This window comes from Actinomadura darangshiensis, assembly GCF_004349235.1.
Classification (GTDB): domain Bacteria; phylum Actinomycetota; class Actinomycetes; order Streptosporangiales; family Streptosporangiaceae; genus Spirillospora; species Spirillospora darangshiensis.
Window position 1 is genome coordinate 1 of sequence record NZ_SMKY01000419.1, and the last position, 6,135, is coordinate 6,135.

At 72.8% G+C, this 6,135-nt stretch carries 4 protein-coding genes and 1 pseudogene; 3 read left to right on the plus strand and 2 right to left on the minus strand.

What is annotated here, in order from left to right:
- Positions 1-382 precede the first annotated feature (382 nt).
- Positions 383-589, minus strand: coding sequence for a cold-shock protein (locus tag E1293_RS43300; protein ID WP_018657218.1), 207 nt, complete (start codon positions 587-589; stop codon positions 383-385).
- 248 nt (positions 590-837) lie between these two features.
- Complete coding sequence (locus tag E1293_RS43305) at positions 838-1,503, minus strand: TIGR03085 family metal-binding protein (protein ID WP_132205386.1); 666 nt, start codon at positions 1,501-1,503, stop codon at positions 838-840.
- 184 nt (positions 1,504-1,687) lie between these two features.
- On the opposite strand from E1293_RS43305, the gene E1293_RS43310 reads away from it, so the two are divergent.
- From E1293_RS43310 to E1293_RS48235, 3 genes and pseudogenes are all read left to right on the plus strand, one after another.
- Positions 1,688-3,508 carry an ABC transporter ATP-binding protein gene (locus E1293_RS43310; protein ID WP_132205390.1) on the plus strand — a complete coding sequence of 607 codons (1,821 nt, stop codon included), beginning with the start codon at positions 1,688-1,690 and terminating at the stop codon, positions 3,506-3,508.
- Positions 3,505-5,301: an ABC transporter ATP-binding protein gene (locus E1293_RS43315; RefSeq protein WP_132205388.1), complete on the plus strand. Its 1,797-nt coding sequence runs from the start codon at positions 3,505-3,507 to the stop codon at positions 5,299-5,301. Before E1293_RS43310 ends, E1293_RS43315 begins: the two co-directional genes overlap by 4 nt.
- A gap of 62 nt (positions 5,302-5,363) precedes the next feature.
- Positions 5,364-6,135, plus strand: a pseudogene (locus E1293_RS48235) (hypothetical protein); the annotation flags it as partial.

Here is a 6,135-nt window from a genome sequence, read left to right on the forward strand (position 1 = left end):
GAGCAGCACAAGCCCGGCCCCCGCGGCGCACAGCAACGCCGCCACCCCCCGCTCACGCCCCGGCGTCATGAGGCGAACCCGAGGCGTTCACCAAACGAATCGGACGCTCGTACAGACATGACGCGAAGTTTATTGCAGCGACCCCGGCCACCGACCCCAGCCCCCAACAACGCCGACTATCGCGATCGCGTCCGAAGGCAGTTTCGAGCCTGCGAGAAACTGATCGCGCAGCGAGCCGCCAGGCGAGTCGGATGCGATGCAGCGATCGCACCGCAGTGCTGTGGCCTCGGGCGCCCCAGGCGCCCGAGGCCACAGCACTGCAAATGAACAAGGCCCACCTTCCTGGCGGTGGAAGGTGGGCCTTGCCGTACGACTGCGGGTGTTACAGGGGGACGACCTGGTCGGCCTGCGGTCCCCGGTTACCCTGCGTCACCTCGAACTGGACGCGCTGGTTCTCGTCCAGCGTGCGGTATCCGGAGGACTGGATGGCCGAGTAGTGCACGAACACGTCCGGCCCGCCGCCGTCCACGGCGATGAAACCGAAGCCCTTTTCGGCGTTGAACCACTTCACGGTGCCCTGCTGGGGCATGTCTTTCTCCTTGCGGCAAAACCTGGGCCCACACCTCGCGGGCCCGTGCGGTCGCTGCGGAACGCCCTCGCCTCCCGGTACGGTCCCGGAAAAGCCAAAACGCCCGCTGCCATCAGTCCGCGGGCGTCTGCACGATCGAGAACCACGACTGCAACCGACCGGACCACCGTATCACCGCTTCCGCGTAAAGCGGAGGAGCCGCAACGCTTGCGATTCTCCTCTCGGCGAACCATGCCGTTACCTGCCCGTTAAAGACTCCAACCGCTCTCGGTCAGGGTCTTGACAGCGTCCGTGGCGCCGGTGAGGCGGACGTCGGCGACGTCCCCGCGGCCCAGTGCCCACAGGACGAGTTCACCCACCGGCCCGTGCACCCGGACGGATCCGCGGGAGCCGCGGCCGCCGCCGGACACGCGGGCACTGCGGCCGTCCGGCTGGACCAGTGTTACCTCGACATGAACCTTTCTTAGGACAAAGCGGGCAATTTTTATCCGGCGCCAGAGAAGTTCCCCGAGTTCCGGCGAGATGTCCCGGGGTTCCCAGTCCGGGCGTGCACGCCGGACGTCCTCATGGTGAACAAAGAACTCGACACCGTTCGCGATTTTGTCGACTCCCGGAACCGCGTAGGGCGAGAACTTCGGCGGCCCCTGGCGAAACCGTTCCACCAGCGTGTCGAACGGCACGGTCCGCGCCGTCCGCCGGCGCACGCGCTCGGTGTAGAAGGACAGCGGGGACAGCACAATTCCGGGCGCGGCGTCCGGGCGCCCCTCCCGGACGACCAGGTGGGCGGACAGGTCCCGCGCGGTCCAGCCCGCGCATTCGGTGGCCGCATCCGGCCCGGCCTCGGCCAGCGCGCCGGCCAGCAGCAGCCGTTCCCGGCGGACCGGCGGGACGGGGACGTCCTCGGGCGTGCTCATCACATGATCGTAGGCCGCCGCCCGGCGGCCGGGAATAAGCGCCCTGACCGGATGGTAGGCATATCGAGGCCCGCAATCCCCCCGCCCCGGTCGCAGGGGGCCCTGTCCCGGGCGCCGCCGTGAACGAGGAGTAGCCGTGCCACCTGCTTCCAGACGCGTCAGCCCGCACATCCTGCGGGAGGGGATGGGCGTGCTGTGGGTGGCGGTGAAGGCCGAGCCGCGGGTCTTCACGGCGTCGGTGCTCGCCAGCGCCCTGTACGCGGCGATGACGGTGGCGACCGCGCAGGTGCTGGGCTGGGCGACCGGGCACGTCGTGCTGCCGGCGTTCGAGTCCGGGGACACGACGGCCGGGGTCCTCGCCGGGGCCGCCGCCCTCATCATGGCGGTGGCGCTGCTCAAGGCGCTCGGCGTCGCCGGCCGCCGGTTCTACGCGGGGCTCATGCAGTACCGGTTGCAGGCGTCCTACCGCCGGTCGGTGACCCGCCAGTACCTGCGCCTGCCGCTCGCGTGGCACCACCGGCATCCGACCGGTCAGCTGCTGTCGAACGCCAACGCCGACGTGGAGGCGGTGTGGGCGCCGATCGCGCCGCTGCCGATGGCGGTCGGCGTGGTGTTCATGCTGCTGATCGCGGCCGTGTCGATCCTGGTCACCGACGTCGTCGTCGCCGGGGTCGGCTTCCTGGTCTTCCCCGCCGTCGCCCTGATCAACGTCGTCTACCAGCGGCGGCTGTCCCCCGTCGCGACCCGCGCGCAGCAGCTGCGCGCGGAGGTCAGCGAGGTCGCGCACGAGAGCTTCGAGGGCGGCCTGGTGGTCAAGACCCTCGGCCGGGAGGCGGCGGAGACGCGGCGGTTCGAGGAGCGGGCGAACGAGCTGCGGGACGCCAACATCGCGGTCGGCCGCATCCGCGGGCTGTTCGACCCGGTGCTGGAGGCGCTGCCGAACCTCGGCGTGCTCGCCGTCCTGCTGATCGGGTCGGTGCGGCTGGAGTCGGGCGCGATGTCGGCGGGCGACCTGGTCAACGTCGCCTACCTGTTCACGCTGCTGTCGTGGCCGATCCGCGCGCTGGGCTGGGTGCTGGGCGAGGTGCCGCGCAGCGTCGTCGGGTGGGACCGGGTCCGGGTCGTCCTGGACGCGACCGGGTCCCTCCCGTACGGGGACGGCTCGCTGGACGGGTCCGGGAAGCCGGCCGAGCTGGAGGTCCGCGAGGTCAGGTTCGCCTACGAGGCGGCGGGCGACGGCGCCGGGCGGCGCGTCCTGCACGACGTGTCGTTCGCCGCGTCCCCCGGCCGGACGATCGCGATCGTCGGGCCGACCGGCTCCGGCAAGTCGACGCTGACCTCGCTGCTCGTCCGGCTGGTCGACCCGGCGGACGGGTCCGTCCTGCTGGACGGCGTCGACCTGCGGGACGTGGCGCGCGGCGGTGTCGCGGCGACGGCGGCGCTCGTCCCGCAGCAGACGTTCCTGTTCGACGACACCGTGCGCGGCAACGTGGCGCTCGGCCTCGACGTACCGGACGAGCGGGTCTGGGAGGCGCTCCGCCTCGCCCAGGCAGAGGGGTTCGTCGCGGCGTTCGCCGATGGGCTCGACGCGCTGGTGGGCGAGCGCGGGGCGACGCTGTCCGGGGGCCAGCGCCAGCGGCTCGCGCTCGCGCGGGCACTGGTGCGGCGGCCCCGGCTCCTCGTCCTGGACGACGCGACGTCCAGCGTCGATCCGCAGGTGGAGGCGCGCATCCTGGAGGGCCTCCGGGAGGCGCAGACCGGCGGCGCCGAAGGCGGGACCGTCGTGGTCGTCGCCTACCGCAAGGCCACGATCGCGCTGGCCGACGAGGTCGTCTACCTGGAGCACGGCCGCGTCACCGCGCGCGGCACCCACGCCGAGCTGCTGGACGGCTCGGAGGGCTACCGCAACCTCGTCAACGCCTACGAGCGCGCCGAGGCTGAACAGGAGGCCGAAGAGATGGCCGAGCAGGAAGCGGTCGAAGGCGGCGAGGGGGCCCTGACATGACGACGGTGACGGAAACGGCCGGGCTGAGCGACACCGCCGACGAGGGCGCGGTCAGCACGCTGCGGCGCGGGCTGCGGCTGAGCCCCGAGTTCCGCGCCGGCCTGGCCGGGACGCTGCTGCTCGCGCTGGTGTCGACGGCCGGGCGCGTGGTGGTGCCCATCGCCGTCCAGCAGACGATCGACAAGGGCCTGAGCGGGACGGACGGCCCCGACATCGCGTTCATCCGGACGGCGGTGCTGCTGTGCGCGGGGGCCGTCCTCGTGACGGCCGTGTGCGCGTACCTGATGAACGTGCGGCTGTACCGGACGTCCGAGGGCGGCCTGGCCGCGCTGCGGGTGAAGGCGTTCCGGCACGTCCACGACCTGTCGATGCTCACGCAGAGCGGCGAGCGGCGCGGCGCGCTGGTGTCGCGGGTGACGGGCGACGTCGACCAGATCAGCCAGTTCATGCAGTCGGGCGGGCTGATGTTCATCGTGTCGATGGGGCAGCTGCTCGTGGCGAGCCTGCTGATGGTCGTCTACTCGTGGCAGCTGGCGCTGCTGGTGTGGGCGGCGTTCCTGCCCCTCGCCTTCGCGCTGCGCCGCTTCCAGTCGATCCTGTCGAAGGCGTACATGCTGGTGCGGGAGCGGATGGGCGACCTGCTGGCCGCGGTCAGCGAGTCGGTCGTCGGCGCCCCGGTCATCCGCGCGCACGCCGCGGAGGAGCGGACCGGCCGGCGGGTGGACGAGACCGTGGAGGCCCACCGCGTCGCGCAGACCCGCGCCCAGGCCATGGTCGCGCTCACCTTCCCCGTCAGCGAGCTGGTCGCCGCCCTGGCCACCGGCGCCGTCGTCATCGCCGGGACGCTGCTCGGCATCGCCGGCGAGCTGTCGGCCGGGCGGCTCGTCGCGTTCCTGTTCCTCGTCACGCTGTTCGTCAGCCCGATGCAGACCGCCACCGAGGTCTTCAACCAGGCGCAGAACGCGATCGCCGGGTGGCGGCGGGTCCTCGGCGTGCTGGACACCGTCCCGGACGTCGCCGACCCCGGCGACGCGGGCGAGACGCTGCCGCGCGGCCCGATCGAGGTGCGGTTCGAGTCCGTGGGGTTCGCCTACCCGGGCGGCCCGCCCGTCCTGCACGACGTGAACGCCGGCATCGCGCCGCGCAGCCGCGTCGCGATCGTCGGGCAGACGGGCTCGGGCAAGACCACGTTCGCCAAGCTCCTCACCCGGCTGATGGACCCCGCTTCCGGCCGGGTCCTCGTCGACGGCGTCCCCCTCGACCGCGTCCGCTTCTCCTCCCTGCGCGAGCGGATCGTCATGGTGCCGCAGGACGGCTTCCTCTTCGACGCCTCGCTGGCCGACAACATCCGCTACGGCCGCCCGGACGCGTCCGACGAGGACCTCGTCCTCGCGCTGACCGAGCTGGGCCTCGCCGACTGGCTCGACGGCCTCCCCCAGGGCCTCGCGACGCCCGTCGGCCAGCGGGGCGAGTCGCTGTCGGCGGGCGAGCGCCAGCTCGTCGCGCTGGCCCGCGCCTACATCGCCGACCCGGACCTCCTCGTCCTGGACGAGGCCACCTCGGCCGTCGACCCGGCCACCGAGGTCCGGATCCAGCGCGCCCTGGACGGCGTGACCCGCGGCCGCACCGCGATCTCCATCGCCCACCGCCTCTCCACCGCCGAGGCCGCCGACGAGGTGATCGTGTTCGAGGCCGGCCGCGTCGTCCAGCGCGGCCCGCACGCCGCCCTGGTCGCCGAACCCGGCGTCTACGCGGACCTGCACGCCTCCTGGACCGCCCAGCGCACCCTATGAAGACATGACTACCTGGGGTAAAGCACTTGCCCGTTATCTGGTCCAGTGCGCATTCTGCTGGGGTGAGCAACGAGGTCGTGTTGGAATCGGCGGGCACGCTGCACGGTCAGATGCAGCGGGGGCTCGGGAGGGCCGCGCGGCGCGCGGCGGACAGGCCCGGTGCGGGCGAGTACGTGTACGCCTGCATCCGGCGTGATCCGCGGTGGGACCGCCAATGCGAGTCGCGGCGGCTGTACTACGCCCGGTTGATGGTCGATCTCGAGCTGCCGGCGGGTCCGGTGGCGGAGCATCTTTTCGACCCGTCCGACCATACGGATCCGGACGAGTGGCGGGTGGACCTGGCGCTGGGCGTGCTGGCCGACCTGGTGCGGCTGAGCCGGCGGGAGGCGGCCGTGCCGCTGCGCCGGTACGCCGAGGAGGGCGCGCAGTGGTTCGACGCGGTCGCCGAGCTCATCGACCTTTCGGATCCATCGCTGACCGTCGGTTTGGACGAGCTGGTCGCCGCGCGGTGCGACGACGCGGACCTGGCGCTGCTGGTGCCCGGCCGGTTCAATCCGGTGATCGAGGCGTGGGCGGCGCGGCAGCCGCGGGTGGCGGCGGCGCTGGCGCGGCAGCGGGAGGCGGGACGGGCGGCGCGCCGGGCGGTGGTCACGGCCCCGGGGCGGGACGGGCAGAGCGAGGCCGAGCTGCTGGACCTCGCGCGGCGGCGGGGCGAGGGGTCCATCGCGGCGATCTTCGAGCTGGGCCGGCGGCGGACGCTGGCGCTGCTGGACCTGGCGGAGGAGCTGCTGCCGCAGCGGCCCAGCCGGTACGGCGGGGCGGTGTGCCGGGCGC

Bases quoted from the DNA above. Each gene is read 5' to 3' on its own strand.
- E1293_RS43300 (WP_018657218.1), bottom strand. From the start codon at position 589: ATGCCCCAGCAGGGCACCGTGAAGTGGTTCAACGCCGAAAAGGGCTTC.
- E1293_RS43305 (WP_132205386.1), bottom strand. From the start codon at position 1,503: ATGAGCACGCCCGAGGACGTCCCCGTCCCGCCGGTCCGCCGGGAACGG.
- E1293_RS43310 (WP_132205390.1), top strand. From the start codon at position 1,688: ATGGGCGTGCTGTGGGTGGCGGTGAAGGCCGAGCCGCGGGTCTTCACG.
- E1293_RS43315 (WP_132205388.1), top strand. From the start codon at position 3,505: ATGACGACGGTGACGGAAACGGCCGGGCTGAGCGACACCGCCGACGAG.